14 protein-coding genes are annotated in these 19,848 nt (G+C 35.6%); 7 read left to right on the top strand and 7 right to left on the bottom strand.

The window, feature by feature from the left end; genetic code table 11:
• Nucleotide 1: 1 nt before the first annotated feature.
• Complete coding sequence (locus BST92_RS07410) at nt 2–475, top strand: Rab family GTPase (RefSeq protein WP_105070871.1); 474 nt, start codon at nt 2–4, stop codon at nt 473–475.
• Nucleotides 475–2,004 (top strand): hybrid sensor histidine kinase/response regulator, encoded by a 1,530-nt coding sequence (locus BST92_RS07405; protein WP_105070870.1) that lies wholly within the window; start codon nt 475–477, stop codon nt 2,002–2,004. Before BST92_RS07410 ends, BST92_RS07405 begins: the two co-directional genes overlap by 1 nt.
• Nucleotides 2,005–2,009: 5 nt before the next feature.
• Here the strand turns inward: BST92_RS07405 and BST92_RS07400 are convergent, their stop codons facing one another.
• Both BST92_RS07400 and BST92_RS07395 read right to left on the bottom strand, forming a co-directional pair.
• Complete coding sequence (locus BST92_RS07400) at nt 2,010–2,441, bottom strand: tellurite resistance TerB family protein (RefSeq protein ID WP_105070869.1); 432 nt, start codon at nt 2,439–2,441, stop codon at nt 2,010–2,012.
• 53 nt (nt 2,442–2,494) lie between these two features.
• The gene (locus BST92_RS07395) at nt 2,495–3,433 is read right to left on the bottom strand and encodes an NAD-dependent epimerase/dehydratase family protein (protein WP_105070868.1); all 939 of its coding nucleotides are present in this window, start codon (nt 3,431–3,433) and stop codon (nt 2,495–2,497) included.
• Nucleotides 3,434–3,657: 224 nt separating this feature from the next.
• Between BST92_RS07395 and BST92_RS07390 the strand changes: the two genes are divergently transcribed.
• The 5 genes from BST92_RS07390 to BST92_RS07370 all read left to right on the top strand — a co-directional run bounded on the left by BST92_RS07390 (nt 3,658) and on the right by BST92_RS07370 (nt 10,163).
• Nucleotides 3,658–4,335, top strand: coding sequence for a hypothetical protein (locus BST92_RS07390; RefSeq protein WP_105070867.1), 678 nt, complete (start codon nt 3,658–3,660; stop codon nt 4,333–4,335).
• 102 nt (nt 4,336–4,437) lie between these two features.
• Complete coding sequence (locus tag BST92_RS07385; RefSeq protein WP_105070866.1) at nt 4,438–4,908, top strand: hypothetical protein; 471 nt, start codon at nt 4,438–4,440, stop codon at nt 4,906–4,908.
• 101 nt (nt 4,909–5,009) lie between these two features.
• Nucleotides 5,010–6,071 carry a ligase-associated DNA damage response exonuclease gene (locus tag BST92_RS07380; protein ID WP_105070865.1) on the top strand — a complete coding sequence of 354 codons (1,062 nt, stop codon included), beginning with the start codon at nt 5,010–5,012 and terminating at the stop codon, nt 6,069–6,071.
• A 5-nt stretch (nt 6,072–6,076) separates the two neighbouring features.
• Nucleotides 6,077–7,717 (top strand): ATP-dependent DNA ligase, encoded by a 1,641-nt coding sequence (locus BST92_RS07375; protein WP_105070864.1) that lies wholly within the window; start codon nt 6,077–6,079, stop codon nt 7,715–7,717.
• Entirely contained in the window at nt 7,710–10,163 is a 2,454-nt protein-coding gene (locus tag BST92_RS07370; RefSeq protein ID WP_105072221.1) for a ligase-associated DNA damage response DEXH box helicase, read from the top strand. Before BST92_RS07375 ends, BST92_RS07370 begins: the two co-directional genes overlap by 8 nt.
• Nucleotides 10,164–10,298: 135 nt before the next feature.
• On the opposite strand, the gene BST92_RS07365 is transcribed toward BST92_RS07370, so the two are convergent.
• The 5 genes from BST92_RS07365 to BST92_RS07345 all read right to left on the bottom strand — a co-directional run bounded on the left by BST92_RS07365 (nt 10,299) and on the right by BST92_RS07345 (nt 19,632).
• On the bottom strand, nt 10,299–10,565 hold the full coding sequence (locus tag BST92_RS07365; protein ID WP_105070863.1) for a type II toxin-antitoxin system RelE family toxin: 267 nt from the start codon (nt 10,563–10,565) through the stop codon (nt 10,299–10,301).
• On the bottom strand, nt 10,565–10,816 hold the full coding sequence (locus BST92_RS07360) for a hypothetical protein (RefSeq protein ID WP_105070862.1): 252 nt from the start codon (nt 10,814–10,816) through the stop codon (nt 10,565–10,567). Before BST92_RS07360 ends, BST92_RS07365 begins: the two co-directional genes overlap by 1 nt.
• Before the next feature lie 121 nt (nt 10,817–10,937).
• A complete protein-coding gene (locus BST92_RS07355; protein ID WP_105070861.1) occupies nt 10,938–12,731 on the bottom strand; it encodes a T9SS type A sorting domain-containing protein in 1,794 nt (597 codons plus the stop codon).
• Nucleotides 12,732–12,944: 213 nt separating this feature from the next.
• On the bottom strand, nt 12,945–18,431 hold the full coding sequence (locus BST92_RS07350; RefSeq protein ID WP_245910883.1) for an AAA domain-containing protein: 5,487 nt from the start codon (nt 18,429–18,431) through the stop codon (nt 12,945–12,947).
• Nucleotides 18,394–19,632 (bottom strand): M48 family metalloprotease, encoded by a 1,239-nt coding sequence (locus tag BST92_RS07345; protein WP_105070860.1) that lies wholly within the window; start codon nt 19,630–19,632, stop codon nt 18,394–18,396. The genes BST92_RS07350 and BST92_RS07345 overlap by 38 nt, the downstream gene beginning before the upstream one ends.
• Nucleotides 19,633–19,848: the final 216 nt, after the last annotated feature.

Genomic DNA, 19,848 nt, shown 5'->3' with positions numbered 1-19,848 from the left:
TATCAAAAAAATCGTCATCGTAGGACATTTTGGAGTTGGAAAAACTTCCCTTATAAGGCGTTTTGTGGAAGATGCATTTTCTGCAGACTACAAAGTGACTATAGGAGTTCACATACTTAAAAAAACAGTACATGTTAACGATAAAGAAGTTAATTTAATTCTATGGGATACTGAAGGTACTGATGACATAGAAGAAATTAGAAAAGCATATTTATTAGGAACTCACGGATTTATATTTGTCTGTGACGTTACCCGTCCAGTTACTTATGAAAATATAGAATCCCAAACTAATTACCTCAAAGAGAATTTTAATAATGTCCCTATCATAAGTATAGGAAACAAATCTGACCTTTTACCTAAAGGAAGTATATCTGAGAAGAAGGAAGAACTAGCGTTTTTAGATATGCTAGTCAGTGCTAAAGAAGGTAACAACGTTCAACGTCTATTTGAAAAAATTGCTAAACTTTTAACCTAATGGCGATGCATGCATTACAACGTGATTATAGCACAAAAGATCTACAGTTTATTTCCATTAACAAGCAAGGCACCATTCTTACAACAGATCAACAGCTATTTGAGGTCAACAAAGATTCTTCTATAAAAGATTTTCATCCTTTCTTTGAAAGTATAGACGTATATTTTTTAGAACAAAGCAATCATATAAAACTAGAGTGTGTTCATTTAAATGACCGCATATTTGATATTGATTTTATAAAAAATGATGACGATACTGCTGTCATTATTTTTAGAGAAGGAACAAAATTTTATAATAGAGTTCAACTTATTGCTCAAAAACGTAATGAGTCAATCATTTTTCAAGAAACACTAGAGCTTAAAAACCAAATCTTAAAAGAGCAAGAAGAATTTAAGAATAGGTTTATAGGTAACTTTTCTCATGAACTGCGCAACCCATTAACCTTAGTAAGCTCATTTTCTTCAATGCTATTGAAGACTGAACTCAATTTAGATCAAGAAATGCTCGTTGAAGCAATTAAAGATCAAAGTGATAAGTTAAGGGACATATTAAATGACATTATAGATTTATCTATACTTAAGAATAGTTCGCTATCTCTAGACAGCAATCCTTTCTCTTTAAGAAAGCTTCTCAAAAATGTACATTTAAATTACTCAACAACCAGCAATACTAAAGACCTAACTATCAATTTAAAAGTTGATGAAAATGTACCTAAAACGATAATAGGTGATAAAAGACGATTTGAGCAAATCATCACTAATTTTCTAGACAACGCTTTAAGGCACAACAAAGGAGATAGTATTGAAATAAACATTAAAGAAAATCAAAGACGAGCAAATAAAGTAAGTCTAAGAATCGAGGTTATTAATAACAATGGTATTATACCTGACATATTAAATGATCAAGATATTGAAACCTATACAAACCTAGATAATGGTGATATTGAAAAAACTACAGGCTTAAGCTTTTCAATTGCTAGAGAGCTCGCCCAGTTAATGGATGGAGAAATTCTAATCAAACCACTAGAATCAGGAGGCACACAACAAGTTGCAAATCTCAAATTAGTATTCCCTATTCACGATAAAGAAATCGTTGAAGAAACAGAAGAAACAGCTGAAAATAGCAAAATAAATCTTACTGAGAAAGTAAGAACTATAATTGCCGAAGATAATAGCGTCACGCAAATGACAGCCTTAAAAATCTTAGTAGGCACAGGTAATTTTGACACTCGTGTATTCACAGATCCTAAAAATCTATTAGAAGCTGTAGATAAAGATGATTATGACTTAATACTTATGTCATCATCTATTTCACAAGTGGACGCCTTGGAGCTTATAAGTTTGATAAAAGAGTTTGCTAACGACCATAATAAAAAGATCCCGATGATTGCTGTATCTACTAAAACATCAGCATCTGACCTGGTAGAATATCGCAAAGCAGGATTTAAAGACGTAGTAAAAAAGCCTTATACAGATGATGAATTATTGAACACCATCTATAAAAGGCTTAATCTTAAAAAATTTAAGTAAAAAATTTACTTACGATCTTTATTTAATAGATACCTATAATCTTCTAGGTTAAGGTGACCAGAGAAAATTTCGATAGAACGATCGACTAGGTATTTAGCATCTTCGTCATTGTAACCTATCGCTGTAGCATATCTTCTTAATAATTTGTGCTCATTATCATCCATAGCATGATCTGCAAATACGATTTTAAATAAATCGTGTAGCCACTGGATACGCTCTTCACTATCTGTAGGAGGCGTTACTGGATATGCAGACGGGTTTTTAAGTATCGCTGCATAATCTGAATCAGATATATCCAGTTTAGACTTAAAACGCTCTAGAACCACAGTTTCTTGAGCGCTCATATTATCGTGTGACTGCGCAATACTAACTAAAGTAGCAAAATGACTTTTATTTCTGGCGCTTTCACCAGATTCAAATAAACTTGAGAATGACATATCTAATAATTTAATACCGCAAATATAATAAACACCGTATGTCTATAAGAGAGTTATTTAAGGTTATCTAGCATTTCTTCAACCATTTTCTCAAGGTCATAATCATGACTCCATGACCAGTCCTCTCTCGCTACACTATCGTCTATTGATCCTGGCCAGCTGTCTGCAATAGCCTGTCTAAAATCAGGTTTATAGGTAATGGTAAATTCAGGTAAATGCTTCTTGATTTCAATAGCAATTTCTTCAGGTGTAAATGACATACCTGCTAGATTGTAAGAACTGCGCTGCTTAACATTCTCTGTCTTAGTCTGCATTATAGAAACAGTTGCTTTTATAGCATCTTCCATAAACATCATAGGCAAACTAGTATCTTCCTTTAAAAAACAATCGTAATGGTTATTCTTAAGCGCTTCATGAAAAATCTCAACTGCATAGTCAGTTGTGCCACCACCAGGCAAAGTTTTCCATGATATTAAACCTGGATAACGTATAGATCTAACATCTACACCATATTTATTAAAATAATACTCACACCAGCGTTCACCTGTTTGTTTTGATATACCATAAACAGTACTAGGCTCCATTATAGTTTGCTGTGGTGTATTTTCTTTAGGCGTTGTAGGTCCAAAAACCGCGATGCTTGATGGCCAGAAAATTTTATCAATCTTACCTTCCTTTGCTAGATTTAAAACATGAAAAAGCGAGTCCATATTAAGATTCCATGCCTTTTTAGGATATTTCTCTGCTGTGGCGCTCAGCATAGCTGCCATTAGATATACTTCATTAATTTCATAATGTAGACATATATCTTCAATTGATGTCCTATTCATAGCATCTACTATTTCAAAAGGACCAGACTCCATTAACTCAGTACTTCCTTCTCTTATATCGCCAGCTACCACATTATCATTTCCATAAATTTCACGCAGTCGCATTGTAAGCTCAGTACCTATTTGCCCGCAAGCACCTATAATTAATATTTTAGTCGCCATAGTTTGTTTTAAGGACGGTAAATATACCAACTCTCAATTCTCAAAATCTTAAAATTTCCTTGTAATAATTAACATTTTAATATCTCACTTTCGCGAAAGCATAATTACCAAAAGAGTTAACATATTTAAGAATTCTCATTTTTAATTAACTATAATTTAGTTTTTATTAGTTTTTATACTAAATTAATGAACTTACATTTGTGACAACATTAAAAACCAATACTATGAAAAAGACACTTTTAATCACGCTATTTGCGACCGCAACCTTAATAGCTTGTAAAGAACAGGAAAATAATGACCTTGAAGAAATGGTAGAAAACACTACCGAACAGGTTGAAGAAACAACAGTAGATATTGAAGATGCTGCACAAGAAACTATTACATACACCAAAGAAAACGTCACAGCATTAGCAAACGATTTTGAAAGCAATGTTGAAGTTAAAGATGATAACATCGTGGCCATTAAAGGATATGATTCTTATACCGTATTAAGAACTAATATTATGGATCTATCTACTGTTACAGAAGATAACATCAACAGCAGATCTGAAAGTTTAAGAAACAGCTTTAACTCTTTCAAATCTACAATTCCTGCATATTTACGTATTGATGATGTACAAGACGCTATAGAAGATGTAGAAAAAGAAATTAAAGAGTATGAAGAAGAACGTGTGGGAGAAAAGGCATCTACAAAAAACAATAAAGAAAACATGGAAGAAATCCAGGAAGCCTTTGACGATTTAGAAAAAGAAATCATTCAAGCACGCAAAAAATACGTAGATAATAAAGAAGACGCCATGGAAGAATACATGGAAGAAATCAATAGCAGTAGAAAACAATCTACTACAGAAAAATACCTAGATGCTACTGAAGAGTATAATGAAGAGATAAAGGATAAATAATTAATATTCTCATTTTAAAATTAGAAAAGTATCGTGATTCTATCACGATACTTTTTTTATATAAACAATATAATCATCTTTGTACTTATACGTTATTAACCTATGCGTTATTTATTACTATTAGTATTATTTATTTCTTGCGGGCAAAAAGAGGAACCCGTTCCAGTAGTTGAGCAAAGCTTAGAAACAACCTTTGATCCCGCTATGTCACGCATGGTGTTAAAAGGAGATGCACAGCAATTATCGACAAAATGGGACGCATATCAAAGCTTTATAACAGAGCTTGAAAACTTTGACCATTCTACTGCTGCGGCACTACGGCTAGCCACTTTTATAGATGACATGACTGTAAGTGTACCAGAAGAAGTAGCCAGTCAACCAGTGAAATCTAGATTAAAAGTACTTGAAACTAGAGTTAAGTCCTACCACGCTTTACTTACACATAATACATATGATAGTAAAAAGCAACAAGAACGTTATGATCTGGTTATAATTGCACTAGATGAATTTAAGATTCAGATGATGGAAGTGTTTGCTCAACAAAAATCTAAAGAGAATCTTTTAAAAACCTAGAAGAATTAGAACTCGAACTAGAAGAAAAAGACAGTATCAATCCCTAATAAAATTATCTTAAACCTACTCACTTTTTCGATACCAGTGCTTAACTTTAAGCAATGGGCAAACCTCTACTTCAATTTACTAAAAAAGGTATCTACTGCGCTGCGGCAAGAGTTTATCTGGATCCATGGCAACCAGTGGATAAAGCACTGATCACTCATGGACATGCAGACCATTCCCGATGGGGACATAAAAATTACATTACCCAACATGACAATGTACCCATCATTAAACATCGTCTAGGTGACATCAATGTGTCTGGTATGGCTCACGGCGAAAACCTGCTCATCAACAATGTAAAATTTTCATTTCATCCAGCTGGTCACATACCTGGCTCTAGTCAGATACGTGTAGAGCACAAAGATGAAGTATGGGTTTTTACAGGAGATTATAAAACTGAAGATGATGGTATATCGACACCATATCAACCTGTAAAATGCGACACCTTTATAACAGAGTGTACCTTTGGGCTACCAGCTTTTAAATGGCAATCACAATCACAGGTAATGGAAGATGTAAACATCTGGTGTGCTCAAAATCATGCTGATGGTAAGACCTCTGTACTTTTTGCCTACTCCTTAGGTAAAGCACAACGGCTTATTAAACATCTCGACACTTCACAGATGAAAATTTATTGCCATGGTGCGGTCTTTAAAATGACCGAAGTATTGCGAGAACTTATAGATTTTCCACCTACATATTTAATAACTAAAGAAACTACCAAAGAAGAACTTGCAGGAAACATAGTAGTAGCTCCACCTAGCGCTCATGGCAGTCCATGGATACGTAAAATGGTGCCGTACGTAACGGCTAGTGCAAGTGGCTGGATGGCATTTAGAGGCGCTAGACGTAGACGCGCTATAGATAAAGGCTTTGTACTATCGGACCACTGTGATTGGGATGGACTGCTAGACAGTATTGATGCTACTGGTTGTGAAAATGTAATCACTACACATGGCTATCAAGATATTTTTGCTAGATATTTAAGAGAACATAAAGGTCTTAACGCAATTAGTGAAAGAACACAATACGAAGGTGAAAACCTTAATGAGTCTGAGAACATGGATTCTCAAGATGAAGTAAAATCTTCAAACACAAACTTTTCGTCTTCTAAATAAGCGCCATGAAACAGTTTGCAGAACTCATAAGAATTATAGATGGTACCAATAAGACCACACTTAAAGTGGCTGCGCTTACCGAGTATTTTAAAACCGCACCAGATGATGATAAACTATGGACTATAGCTATATTATCTCATCGCAGACCTAAACGTCCTGTGAATACAACACTCATGAGAGAATGGGCAACAGAAATAAGTGGTATTCCATTATGGCTGTTTGAAGAATCGTACCACATTGTAGGTGACCTAGCAGAAACTATTGCTCTAATTCTACCGACCACGAACGAGTCCTCAGATAAATCACTTTCACAAATCATAAAAGAACTGATTGCGCTACGTAAAAAGGAAGATGCTGATAAGAAAGCTTATCTACAAGAAAACTGGTTGAAACTTAATTACTATGAGCGTTTTGTATTTAATAAAATAATGACGGGTGGATTCAGAATAGGTGTTTCTCAAAAATTGATGACTCGTGCATTATCTCAAGCCACAGGAATAGATCAAGATATACTTGCTCATAAACTTATGGGAAGTTGGACAGGAGAAAACACTACCTTTCAAGAACTCATTTATGAAGACAATGAGGTAGCCATGCGCGGTAAACCTTATCCATTTTATCTGGCTTATGCGGTAGAAGGCGTGATTACAGATTTAGGTGATGTCACACAATGGAGTGCTGAGCATAAATGGGATGGCATACGATCACAGACTATTATCAGATCTGGTGAGCTATTTGTGTGGTCACGAGGTGAAGAATTAGTAACAGATAAATATCCCGAATTTCAAAAGTTTATCAATGTTATTCCAGATGGAACTGTAATTGACGGTGAAATCTTACCATATAAAGACGGACAGATTCTCAACTTCAATGACCTGCAAACTAGGATAGGTCGCAAAACCGTAGGTAAAAAATTACTCGCAGATGTTCCTGTAGTGATTGTTGCTTATGACTTATTAGAATGGCAAGGTGAAGATATACGCGATAAATCCTTTCAAGAACGCAGATCATTACTCGATAAACTTATCACCTCAGTTCAACATTCAAGTTCAAATTCAAGTTCAAGTTCAAACCAAGTGCCTTTGCTCCTATCAGAAACCATGAATTTTAATTCTTGGGAAGAAGTCGCAAAAGAAAGAGAACGCAGCGCAGAACGTAAATCTGAAGGATTGATGTTAAAAAGAAAGGATAGTCCTTATCTAGTTGGTCGTAAAAAAGGCGACTGGTGGAAATGGAAAGTAGATCCTTTTACCATCGATGCTGTTCTTACTTATGCCATGCGTGGACATGGTCGTAGAGCAAATCTCTATACTGACTACACATTTGGACTATGGCAAGATGGTGAACTTGTCACCTTTGCAAAGGCTTATTCAGGTCTTACCGATGTAGAATTTAGGAAGATAGATGCCTGGATAAAGAAGAATACTCTAGAACGTTTTGGTCCAGTGCGTTCTGTAAAACCTCATCATGTTTTTGAAATCGCTTTTGAAGGAATAGCTCCTAGTAAACGACATAAATCTGGAGTAGCTACTCGTTTCCCTAGAATTTTAAGATGGCGTACAGATAAACCTATAGAGGAAGCAAATACAATAGACGATTTAAAAGCACTTATTCCCACTGATGGAGGATTTCTAAATGATGAATAGAAAAGAGCTTTTCCATATCGCCGAAGAATTTTTCAACCAGCAAGGTTGGGAAGCTTTTCCGTTTCAAAAAAAGACTTGGGATGCTTTTCTATCGGGTAAACATGGTTTGTTGAACGCACCTACTGGTAGTGGAAAAACTTATGCCCTTTGGGTAGCTGTTGTTCTGGACTACATTAAGAAGAATCCAGATTATAAAAAGAAACCTAAAAAAGGACTCAAGGCGATATGGATTACTCCTTTGCGGTCGCTTTCTCAAGAGATTGCACAAGCATCACAACGATTTGTTGATGGTATCTTACCTTTTACTGTTGGAATACGCAGTGGTGATACGAGTGCTAAAGAACGCACTGCACAGCGCAAATCCATGCCCGATTTGCTCATCACTACACCAGAGAGTTTGCATTTGTTATTAGGCTCAAAAGACCATGCAAAAATCTTCAAAGATTGTCAAGCTATCATTATTGATGAATGGCATGAACTACTAGGCACTAAACGTGGCGTACAGATGGAACTAGGAATTTCTCGCCTGTTGAGTTTGAGTAAAGACATCAGAGTTTGGGGAATTAGTGCTACCATTGGTAATCTTGAGCAAGCTCGTGAGGTGTTGTTAGGCGTTGATGAAACACGCTTTCGCGAAAGCGTTTTAATTAAAGCCAACATAAAAAAAGACATAAAAGTGCAGTCCATTATTCCAGCCAGTATGGATAAATTTCCATGGCGTGGTCATCTCGGGTTGCACTTGTTAAAAGAAGTGGTAGCTATTATCAATTCTAGTCGCTCTACCTTAATTTTTACGAATACAAGAGCGCAATGCGAGCTTTGGTTCCAATCACTCATGTCGCAACATCCTGAATTTGCTGGCGAGGTGGCGATGCACCACGGCTCCATCAATAAGGAAACCAGAATTTGGGTAGAAAATGCGATTAGAAACGAAAGCTTAAAAGCTTGTGTTTGTACCTCATCGCTAGATTTAGGGGTAGATTTTGCTCCGGTAGAAACTATTATACAAGTCGGCGGACCTAAAGGTGTGGCTCGTTTTCTACAACGTGCTGGACGTTCAGGACATAGACCAGGAGAAACCAGTCTGATTCACTTTTTACCGACACATGCACTGGAGTTGATAGAAGCCAGCGCTTTACAAAAAGCTGTTGCCACACAAGCGGTAGAAGATCGATTGCCTTATTTACTTTGTTATGATGTCTTGATTCAATATTTGTGTACACTAGCCGTTTCTGGCGGTTTTTATCCTGATGAGATTTTTCCTGAAGTGAAAGGCACTTTTTGCTTTGCCGCACTTACTGAAGAGGAATGGAAATGGTGCTTAGATTTCATTGTTTACGGTAGCTCTTCCTTACAATCCTATGATGAATATAAGAAAGTAAAAATAGATGATACCGGTCGGTATTTTATAGATGACCGTAAGATTGCCATGCGACATCGCTTGCAAATGGGAACAATTGTTACAGGAACCACAGTGAGTGTAAAATTTGTTTCTGGCGGTTACATTGGGTCAATAGAAGAATATTTTATTAGCAAATTAAGTCGTGGTGACGTTTTTGTTTTAGGTGGTCGTACACTTGAATTTGTACGGTTAAAAGGTATGGTTGCCCAAGTGCGATTATCTTCTAAGAAAAGAGCAAGAGTTTCTAACTGGCAAGGAAGTCGTTTACCATTGAGCGCACAATTAGGCGAGTTGTTACGCGACGAAATGGAGAACTTTCAAACCGGCAAAAAACGCACACCAGAAGTAAAAGCACTTAAAGATATTATCAAAAGACAACAGCGAGAGAGCATCGTTCCACAAAAGAACCAATTCCTGATTGAGACTTTTAAAACTCGTGAAGGTTATCATGCAGTGTTCTATCCTTTTGAAGGTAGATTTGTCCATGAAGCCATGGCAGGAATCATAGCTTATCGCGCTAGTTTATTGAAACCAATAACATTCTCACTAGCATTTAATGATTACGGTTTTGAAATTTTAAGTGATCTAGAATTTGATATGCAAGAAATTCTAGATAATGATTTACTCACTCCAGACATGTTATCACAAGACCTGCAAGCCAGTATGAACGCTACTGAGATGGCTCGCAGAAAATTTAGGGACATCGCAGTTATATCTGGACTCGTTTTTTCAGGTTATCCTAATAAATTGATTAAAACCAAACATCTACAAAATAGTAGTCAACTACTGTTTGAAGTATTTAGAGATAATGAACCTGATAATCTATTATTCCGTCAGGCATATACAGAGACCTTTGAAAACGCTATTGAAGAATACCGTTTGCGAGAAGCCCTAGAACGCATCCAGCAACAAGAAATCATTTGGAAAGCCTGTGAAAAACCTACTCCATTCTCCTTTCCTATCATCACAGATCGCTTACGCGAAAAACTCTCCAGTGAAAAGCTAGCCGATAGAATTAAGCGCATGCAATTGAAGTGGGAATAGTGGTGAAGTTGAACTCGAATTTGAAATTGAACTCGAAAAATAAAAGGGAATTACTCCATTAAATAGTCTTAAAAAGATTTAAGATTTGATATGCCAACTATTTATGTGTGCATTGTCTATATCTACACTAATTGACTATGGAAATAATTTATAGATATCAGCTCGTTTTACAAATCTGGCAAATTCAACACGGCTATCATTGACATACAATCCTATTCTATACGAGCCTATTCTAATCCTATAAACACCTAGAAATCCCGATAGCTTTTTAATATTTGAAATTTCAGAAACGGTTTTAGCTTTTTCCACTTCAAGAATTGCATCTTTTACCTGTTGTTTCAGCTTTTTATTTTTGACCTTTTTTAGATCTTTTAAAAAAGATTTGAGAAAAATAACCTCCATTATTCGTCAAGGACTTTCATAACTTCATCCCTAGAAACATATTCATCTCTATCAGACTGTTGCATAAGGGCAAGCAAGCCTAAATCTTCTTTCTCTTCCTTGGAAAGTTGTTGCAACTGTTCATGTTCCTTTTCTTTGACAAAACGCTCCACCAGTTTCTCGATCAGCGCTTTCACACTAGTATCTTCAAAAGCGGCAAGGATTTTAAGCTTGAGTAATGTCGTTTTATCTAAATCTATATTCTTTCTCATAATAATTTTATATACATTAGTATATTATATACAAATATATATAAATTTCGAAAAAGGCCTTTCATTTCCACGATTTCGCTTTCGCGAAAGCACCATTTACGTAGCAACTTATTTCCTAGAATTACTCTTTTACTAACTTTATAGTTTGTTTTGCTCCATTAACATCTTCTAATTCCAAAATGTAAATTCCAGAAGCTAAGGTTGAGATATTAATATTTCTAGTTGCAATAGATTCCTCTTTGATACGCTGTCCTTTCAAATCATAAATAACATAGTTTTCCATCTCCTTGTTATCATTTGTGATTATAGTAATCAAATCTTTAGCAGGATTAGGATAAATTTTAAAGGAATCATTTGTAACCTCTTCATTACTTAAAGGCGCACCATTACAATCTGTTTTGGCAAGTCTGGCAAACCAGAAGTCGCTATCACCACCAGAATTAGTAATGCTGGAAACATTAGGATCATTTAAAAAAATAGAATTGGTAAAATATCCACCTACCACATAATTCCCAAAGTTATCAACGGCAATCGCTGTGGCCTCATCATCAAAACCCAACGGTCCTTCTATATCTTCTATCGCACTTACGATTCCTGTGTTTTTATCCATAAGCACCACTACAGGTTCTTGGGCGCTACCACTGGCAGCACGATTAAAAGTTGCGTTGCCCCAAATATTATTATTTAGCATTGCACCAGCCATAGCAACTTCATTTCCGTTTACTACTAAACCATATCCAGTGGCAATTATGCCAGTTGTATAGGTAGGATTAGTTCCCCATTGCAATACTCCAGCTGCATTTAATTTTATGACATAATTTGCATTTGCTCCTCCAGAAATCGTAGGGCTAGTAACTTGAGTAAGAGTATAGCCTGCAAAACCATCATTTCCACTTCCTAAAGTATTAGTCGCAGATCCGCTCAAATAAACATTTGATTGATCATCAGTTGTTATACTTTTTATATTTCCACTAGCGGTACTGTCATGTCTCCATAATTCATTGCCTAAAGCATCCAAAGCGACAATTAAAATGGAGCCTGTTTGTTGAATATTATTAAATGTGACCGGCTGTCCGCCACCAATACGCTCATGTATTCCAAAATAGTGCTGCCCATTTAATGGATCATAATGGTAAATGACATTGCGATCCAGTGTAATTTCACCACTGATGTCATAATCAAAATGATTTAAATAATTACCATCTTTATTCATTTGAATAACTAACCCTTTATAGGGACTAGGAACTATGATATTTCCATTAAAATGAGTTCCAGCAATAAAAAGCGTCTGTAATGTTATAGTACCATTATCTTCTACTACCAAACCATAATTACGAGAAGTACTTTCACTTGCCGCTAAATTATCCTGTTGAGGTAATTCTAGCCATTGAAAAACACCTTGAGTATCATATTTTATAATAAACAACGTTTGGTTATGAGGACCAGCTGTGCTTGAGGTCAAATTAGGATTATAGGCAAAATCAGCATCAAATTGCATCGCCATATCACTTAGATTATTACGAAGTAACACAATACCACTGACATAAACCCCACCTAAGGCATCCACTTCTACGCCACCACCATAGACATCCATTCCACCACCAAAAGTTTTACTCCACCTAAAATTCCCAGAACAATCCGTTGAAAAAAGCAATAAATCTTGTCCCATATTGGCACCATAACTCGTATAGGTTTGGGATCCAATAGTTTCATTACCACTCATACTAAGGGCTAAATAATAATAATTGTTATTAGCATCTACAGCTATATCTAAAATATGCTCGTGGTCGTGATCACGTGAAGGTGTTCCAGTAATTACATCACTTGACGTTCCGCCACGCTCAGCCCAATCGTATTGATAGGTTTGAGCAAGTGCAAAAAGCGGTAGGAAAAATAATAGCGCGGCTCGTTTCATAATTGTCTTTTATTCTAGATGCATAAAATTGAAAATAGTTGCTTTCAAGAAATTGAATTTAAAGTTATAAACGGTACAATCAAGTTCAAATATTTCCTTTTGCAAAAGCGGGAAATAGGTTAGCTATAATCTTAGTCTAATCTAGTTTTCTTAAAAGCATACTTAAGTCTGCTTTTAGGAAAAGAATAGAGATTTATACCACAACTTACTCAATTAAACCGGTCGATAACCTTTCCTAGTCTTTACTCCTATTAATCGCATTTCTTCTTTAAGAACCGAAACTTGATCATCAAGACTCTTACGATTTTCTTGAGGTTTGTTACCTATGCGTCCATATCTAGTTATGATATCAAATCCATCTATGGCGATTTCCCAGTATTTATTACTAGAACCTTCTACAAATTCATAACGCTTAAAAGTAAGGTTGCCTTGAGGTTGTTGTTCCTTTTCAGGTGCAAGTTCCGTTTCAAGTACTTCAGGTATTGAAGTGTTTGAGCTTTCATTATTAGACTTTATTTCTTCAACAGCATCTTTTTGATTTTCAAGTTCAAGTTCAGGTTCAAGTTCTTCTGGATCTTCTTCTTTCCCTTCTAGTTTTTGTTTGATTTTTTCAAGAACTCGTTCTGGTTGCTCGAGCCAGTCCTTACTATAAATATGTTGTAATTTCCACCCAAAGGCTTTAAGAACAGCTGGTTTCTGACTGTACTGTTCTAAAATATCATCTGTTGCATAATGTGTGGAACGATCTATTAAAATGGCGAGTTCATAAGATTTACTGTCACTTTTACGCAAGGCGAGATCACATTTAAAATGCGATTGACCTATAGCATTATCTACTATATAACCATCATTCTCTAGAACCTCTTTGAGCTGATTGATAATAGGCAAGCGTTTGGTTCTTTCTTCTTCGTCATCATCGAGATGTAAGCTGTCTAGAATACCATTTGCTGCTTCTAATTCTCCGTCGCTAATAAATTTCGCGTAAGCGAGAAAACGTTTAAAGTAGTTTGCTCCTTCATTATAATCGTTCTTAATGTTTGCCGCTAGAATAGAAGAAACGACTATCATGTTGCGCTTTGCACGTGAGAAAATAACATTCAGTCGTTTTTCTCCACCACGTCTATTTATAGGCCCGAAGTTCATAAACATCTTACCTTGATTATTGAAACCATAGCAAATACTCATGATAATAATATCACGCTCATCTCCTTGAACGTTCTCAAGATTCTTTACAAACAATCCCACGAACTGGTCTTCTTCAGTACGTTGATATTCTTCTTCTAGTAACTTACCAAAATGTCGATCTTCTTGAGCTAGTTTATCCAGTGCTTCTTCTATCTCGCTTTGTTGCGCCATAGAGAATGCAACAATACCTATGCTTTTTTTCACATCTTCCATCAGGAACGTGCGCACCATATTTGAGATGTAAGTTGCCTCGTCTTTATTTACACGTTTATGGTAAACTGCATTTTCCATGTAATGGAAACTGATACTACGTTTGAGCACATCTTGCGCATTTATTTCTTGATCTGGCGTGATAATAGGTTCTAATGGCTCTATTCCAGCATTAGGGATACGGCTATCAGGTATGGTAAGTAAGTTACGTTTATAAAAAGCAGCATTACTAAAACTAATCAAACTCTCTCGACGGCTACGATAATGCCATCCTAGCATCACAGAGCTTAATTTGCGCGCTCCTTGATTAAGTAAACTATCTGCATCGAGCATGATTCCTGTTTTCTCCTCGATCTCTTCTTCGTCTTCTTCTTGGTCGGTATTATTTGCACTAAAGAAGTTAGTAGGCGGCATTTGCATTTCATCACCTACTATAATGGTTTGGTGTGTTCTAAATAGTGATGGCACACCTTCTTCAACAGTGATTTGAGATGCCTCATCATAGATTACCACATCAAAGATGGAAGTATCAATAGGCATAGAATCACTTACACTCAACGGACTCATTAACCATACTGGTTTTAAAGTAGTCATTATTTCTTGAGCATCTCCAGTAGCCAGCTCACGTATAGATTTATAGCGCATGCTTTTACCAAACTCGTTTTCTAAAATCCTGCGAGAAGCGTTGTATTCTTTCTTAAGTAATTTTTCTTCGGCAGTTAGTTGTGCCGCAACAGACTCTGTAATCCGTACTTTATTTAAAAACTTATCTCTAATCTTAGAACGTATAAAAGCCACGTTAGATGCATAATAACTATCTAACAAATCATCTATCCTGCGCACAGAGTTTGCGAGTACATCTTCACTGGTTTGAGAAAATATGGGTTTTTTATCATACACTTCTTTTAAAGATTTATAAGCGGTATGAAAAGCAATATCATCAGTTTGCCATGGTTTACTGCGCAAATTGTTTTGCATTTCCTGACTCGTACCATGTAATTGTTTAATATAAGGAGTAAATAATCCTATGGTATGAATGGACGCTCGACCACGTTGTAATTTATCTTCTACATCAGTTAGTAAGTCATCATCATAATAAGCAAATAACTGGTAGAGATGTGCATCCAGTTCATCAAAATTAGATTTGAAACCTAACAGACTATTCACATAAGATGTATGATCTGTAGCCATCCAGTTTTTTATGATATCATCTGGTTGTTGCTGTTGCTTTTTGATCCATTCATAATCACTTACAAAATCGCCAAGGCCAAATTTACTCGCGCCTTCTTCTCGTTTTTCTTCTAGTGATTCCAGTGCTTGATATTCCTCATTTAAGGTCTTGAGTACGGTTTCTATAGTAGGTTCAATACTGTGCGCTTTAAAATTATAAGCCCTTTTAATTTGAGCTTTTAATTTATACCAACTAGGATTTAAAAACTTGAAGAAACTACCATCTAGTCGTTGCCACTGCTGTAGGGCAATTTGAGCATCTGCAGCATTTAATTTTTGAGTCCAGTTTACGTTTTCTTCTATCAGCCTTAAGTGTAACTTGCGCTGTTTTTCAATTCTTCTATTAAGATTATCTAAATTAGAAGCTGCAATGGTACTGGCATCAAATATTCCCAAGGCATTTTGAGCTACAATATTTGAAACCTTAAATGCAAAGTCAAATTCTAAACGCCAGGCGCCAACAGGCTGTTTTTTTATAGGAACTTCTTGTTCATCAAGCAACTCATTCAAGCGGTCTAAAAGGCTTAGAGCTTCTTCTATTTTTTCTAGAATTACGCCTTTGGAATTAGACGCATCTAGTAATTCTGGTGAAAGGCCATTAAAGGCATAGTCTGCTATGGAGTGTCCATGATTGTTCAATTTTATTTGAGCAATCATTTCTGTAATCCAGATTTCATTTTCTTGCCATTCTTTATAGAAAGGCATATATATCAACTCATGATCACTAAGTTTTTCCTTAGATTGATAATAGGTAATCAGCTCTTGAAACAGCTCATAAAGTGGTGGCGTTCCTTCACGCATGGTATCGTGAAAATGCTCTAACTTTCCTAAATGTGTTTCAATTTGATTGATTATTTTTTCACGCTTTCGCGAAAGCGTAGAAGTATTCATATCCTTCTTCATAAAGGCCTCATAGGTCTCCTTGAGGTTCATTATAAAGGCTTTTTTATCTGTCTGAGAATCGTGAATCAAACAGCACAGCTCATCTAGTTTTTTATTTTTCAAACGGTGAAAAACCACATCTAAAGCGGCGCGTTTTTCACATACAAAAAGTACTTTTTGATCTCTAGCTACATAGTCTGCAATGAGATTAGTTATGGTTTGTGATTTCCCTGTTCCCGGTGGTCCTTGAATGATATAATTCTCTCCAGATCGTGCCTTTAAAACAGCCTGAGACTGTGTAGGATCTGACTGTATTATGGGATACAGATCTGTAAGGTTAGTTTTTTGACAACCATCGAGATGAATTTTTTTAGGTTGCTCACTGAACAGTTCATCAAAGACCTCATCTTTTATATCAGCTTTTATGATCTCTGAATAATCTCTTACCAGACTCATTTTACGATACTTAAAATTACCGATGGTTATATTACAAGTATCTACTTCCCATACCATAGGATTTACTTCGCCATCATTATCTGTATGATAAAAACTGCGTCGTCTCTCTGCAACGGCAAGGTCGCTGTAGGGATTGATATCTTCATTAATGATGTACTCGAGCTCGTTGTGCTTTTTGGCAATCAAGTTGTTGAATATGGCCAGCCCTAGTGGTTTTACATTTTGAGCGTCATAAGAGTAGTCATAACTGCGTGTACTTAAACCAGAATTGCGATTAGAGAGTTTGCGTTTTTTAAGTTTAAAATTGCGTTTTGCTAGTTTATGAATCAACTGGATTTTAGGTTTGTCTCTCCATTTTAAATCTATTCCTGTGCCGCCTAGCGCAATCTGATTTTTAATACTATGAACGAGCTCTTCAATAGAACTGGTTTCTAAGTCTATAAAGTCGGGTAATTCAATGCCATATAAATCCTTAAGATAATAACTTAAGACTGGATTAATCTCAGCCTCAGAGTCATTTACATTTAATTCAAAACGATCTTTTACACCTTTCTTTTTTACCAGAGAAACTGGTAATAATAACAGCGGTGAACTGATACGCTCATCTTCACTTTCTTTAAAGTTATACCAATGTAAAAAAGCAACAACGACACGCAACTGGTCAAAACCGTATTCATTTTTACTCTTGCGTGCCTCTAGTCTTATTTTATTAAGCGCTGGGCTTAAAAATCTATTTTTATCAAGTTCTAAATATCTATTCAGATTAACTTTTTTCTTTGAAATGAACTGTGATTGAATATGTGCATTCCAAAAAATTAAATCTTTTTCAGTGATGTTCTTATAGTCTAGTAACATGGGCACTGAGGCTTCTGTCAGGTTCAAGAATCCACCACGATCATTAAAATAAAGCAATTTATTCCTGCGGGATATATCAAAAAGTCTACGTTTTAATTTATCTAGAATATAGCTACCACGATCTGACAAATTCAAATTACGGAAACCTTCAGTATCTGTTAAATCAACGTAGTTCTCTGGATTGAAATCACGGTAATTTTTGAGTTTTGCAATGATTTCTTCGAGACTAGGCGCACGATCTTCTCTATACAAAGGTGTCATTTCCCTAATCACGTGATGTATGGTAGGATGTAAATCTTTGTTATAGAAATATAAGCGCTCGCGGTTTTCTACAAAACGCTTAAGCTGGTCAATGTCTCTAAAATCAATGCCGTATGCGACTGATGCCAGTATAAAACCCAGTGTAAAAATCTCAGTAACCGGATCATAATGTCCTGTTTCTAAATCCCAACTTTTATATCGTGCAAAGTAAACAGGCTTAGTAATAGGCTTTTCAAAATCTTCTTGAATCGCTTCATCATCATAGATATTGCGGTCGTAATCATCACCTTCAACCTTACTTATCTCGCTGTAATTTCCGCTAACCTCAACCGCATAGCGTTGTTTAGGTTTATTGAATGGTTTTCTAGTTCCTGTTCTAAATTCTTTTCCTTCAGAATCTATAGCGATAATTCTACCATTAAAGTAAATATCTTCAATAGAATAAATCCCAAGTACCAGATCACGAGATCTTAAAAAATGAGCCTTTTCTAAAAGAGGTAAAACTCTAGCGATAAAATCTGACGTGGTACTACCACCGTGCTCTTTTACCTCATCCAGCAGACTAAAAAAACTTGCCTTATAATCACTCATTGTCGTAGATGCTATTATCTTGATTTTCATTAAGGCGACTTAAATCATTCATCGCCTCTTGCTTCAAATCTTTAAAACTGCGCACTGTAAGTTTGAGCTCTTTTCTAAGCACACGCTCATATTCTTCTATAAGTCCTAACAACTCTGCCACTTCTAATGTATGTGCAATAGGAAGTTTCTCTAAGGTACTGTCTATTCTAGCAAAATCTAATAAAACATAAGATAAATAGCTTTTTGTACTAGGTGTGGTGTGTTTTAAACGTTCTAATAGTGTCGTAGTCTTGACCTCTTTTTCTTTTTTAAAATTGGTGAAAAATTGTTGGGCTAGATTGATTACTGCGCTAGAATTGATCCAATGCGGCCGTAGTATGAGTTGAATTAAATCATTAGTAAGAGCCCGTGTTTTTTCTTGCTCAAAAATATCGAGACTGTTAACATCCCATTTTCCTTCTATAAGTTTGTGTAGTTCCTGTTGATATTCTCGAGAGTTACGTGCTTTTAAATCTAGGGCTATACTACGTATATATGATTCTGGATGCGTTTGTTGATTTGTGGCTTCATCATCTTGATTGATAATTTCTTTTGCCTGATCTAGATAGCTTTGCGCATTCACTTCTGATAGGCCTGTATTAAGCTTGATCAACATTTGAATGACTGTGTAATGCTCTCGGCATGATTTAAATGCACCGGCATCACAAAAAAGCTCGAGGTATAATTGGAAAATACGTGCAGTTTCAATGATGCTATCTTCACTACGAGAATCGTTTGCTAAAGCAAGAATAATACGCTGTGTGATTTCATATTCTCCATTTTCTAATTTATAGAATAGATAATGAGATAACTCGTGCGCTAGTAATGCCTTAAGTTGTTTTTCATCCAGCAACTGTAAGATATTACCTGAGAATACAATATGAGCTTCTTGATTTATTACTGATATGCTTGCATTTAACTGCAGGCTATTATTCTCTTGATATAAAGTAACCTGAGCATCTATATTTAAATCTACACAAATGTCTTGTGTCATCTGGTAAAGATTGCGATGGCTATCTTTATCTAAACGATACGTGTTTTTAAGGAGTTCTTTTTTAAATGCCTCTATCTGTTGTGTCTTAATCTTTTCATCTTTAAACCATTGCCAAGTCTTTTTCCGACTTTTTAAATGATCTCTCAACTTTTTATGATAAGGGAAAGGCTCTAGTAAAGCCGTAGTCTCCATAACATCTTGTGACATGTATATCTTTTACTGCGTGAATAACAAGTTTTAAATTTAAGGATTTTGAATTTGAACTAAGGCAAATGATTATAAAAAGCTACACTTTTCTTTTACCTCTATTTCCCTAAGATTTATATGATATATGAGACTAATTATTAGATATATATAGTTTCTTAACTACAAACTATTTTATTAGTTAATCCATTAAATTATTTCTATAAGTTTTAATAATGA

The sequence above is a fragment of the Nonlabens arenilitoris genome (assembly GCF_002954765.1).
Taxonomy (GTDB): domain Bacteria; phylum Bacteroidota; class Bacteroidia; order Flavobacteriales; family Flavobacteriaceae; genus Nonlabens; species Nonlabens arenilitoris.
This window is presented reverse-complemented; position numbering and strand designations above follow the sequence as displayed.